This is a genomic window from Endozoicomonas sp. SESOKO2, from assembly GCF_024606245.1.
Taxonomy (GTDB): Bacteria; Pseudomonadota; Gammaproteobacteria; order Pseudomonadales; family Endozoicomonadaceae; genus Endozoicomonas_A.
The window spans coordinates 1-1,706 of record NZ_JAHHPQ010000324.1 but is presented as its reverse complement, the minus strand read 5'-3'; the positions used below and the strand labels follow the sequence as shown (position 1 = coordinate 1,706).

The following is a 1,706-nucleotide window of genomic DNA, read 5'->3' as shown; positions in this document are numbered from 1 at the left end:
TCGCCAAGACCCAATGCCTATGGTGAATGTGAACACCGATGAGTCTCACCCGGATGAGTTTTTCCCCGATCGGGCGTTTTATCTTGCTTGTCTTGAGGGAGATTTGGATCAGGTGGAAATGTCACTGGCAGACGGCGTCAATGTCGATGCCGTTATTGTCATTATGGATGATGATTCCACTGCCTTGATGTTGGCAGCTGGTGGCGGGCACAAAGATATCGTCAAACGCTTGATCAACGCCGGGGCAAATATCAACGCTGCCTGTTCGAGTGGTACCACCGCACTGTTCGTGGCTGCCCAGGCAAATAACACCGACTGCGTGAAAATCCTGATCGAAGCCAAGGCGGATCTCAACGCTGCCCGTTCTATTGGCGCCACCCCGCTGTACATCGCTGCCCAGGAAAATAACACCGACTGCGTGAAACTCCTGATCGAAGCCAAGGCGGATCTCAACACCCGGACTAAGAATGGCGCCACCCCGCTGTTCATCGCTGCCCAGGAAAATAACACCGACTGCGTGAAACTTCTGATCGATGCCAGGGCGGATCTTAACTCCCGGAATAAGGATGGCGTCACCCCACTGTTCATCGCTGCCCAACAAAATAAAATCGAAAGCGTGAAAATCCTGATCGAATCCGGGGCAGATCTCAACGCCCGGACTAAGGATGGCATCACCTCGCTGTATATAGCAGCCCAGCTGGGCCATACCGACATTGTGAAAGCCCTGACCGAAGCCGGGGCTGATCCCAACATCGCCTCATCGAATGGTGCCACTCCACTGCTCATCGCTGCTAAGAGAGGCAATCCCGACTCTATGGAAGTCCTGATCAACGCCGGGGCAGATCTCAACGCCGCCACGTCGAATGGCTACACCCCGGTGTCCATCGCGATCAAGTTTGGCAATACCAATTGCTTGAAAGTCCTGATCGAAGCCAAGGCAAATCTCAACGCCCGGACTCATTATGGTTACACCCCACTGTTCATTGCTGCACAAGAAAATAACACCGACTGCGTGAAACTCCTGATCGAAGCCGGGGCGGATCCCAACGCCCGTAATGAGGATGGCGCCACCGCGCTGTTCGTAGCAGCCTGGAAGGGCAATACCGACATCGTGAAACTTCTGATCAACGCCGGAGCTGATCCCAACATCGCCCTACCGGATGGCACCACCCCGCTATGCCTTGCTGCCCAGAAGAATAACATCGACTGCATGGAAGTCCTGATCGGGTGCGGGGCGGATCTCAACCCTCGGATTAAGCTTGGCGCCACCCCGCTGCACGTCGCCGCTTGGAAAGGCAATACCGGCTGCGTGAAAATCCTGATCAACGCCGGGGTTTATCTCAACACTGCCATGTCGGATGGCACCACCCCAATGTTCGTCGCTGCCGGGAGAGGCAATACCGACTGCGTGAAAGTCTTGATCGAAGCCAATGCGGATCTAAACGCCCCCCGGACTTCCGATGGCGCCACCCCGCTGTCCATCGCAACCGAGATGGGCAATACCGACTGTGTGAAGGCCCTGACCAAGGCTGGGGCACGGTAGGGAGCAAAGACATTCTCTGTCTTGCTCTGGTTGGTAGCGATCTTTACTGTGATGCCAAGACTATCAGGGCGATCTACAAGAAACGGTGAAAAATCGAGATCCTGGCAAGGCTGAAAGCGCGATTGAGAGAACGGTTCACTGCGTAACTTGCGTTATTTTCCTG

General features: G+C 54.9%; 1 protein-coding gene. It reads left to right on the top strand.

Going from position 1 to position 1,706, the window contains the following annotated elements; all coding sequences use genetic code 11:
• On the top strand, window positions 1–1,543 hold a 1,543-nt coding region (locus tag KDK17_RS07400), incomplete at its 5' end, for an ankyrin repeat domain-containing protein (RefSeq protein ID WP_257287734.1).
• Between the last annotated feature and the right edge of the window lie 163 nt (window positions 1,544–1,706).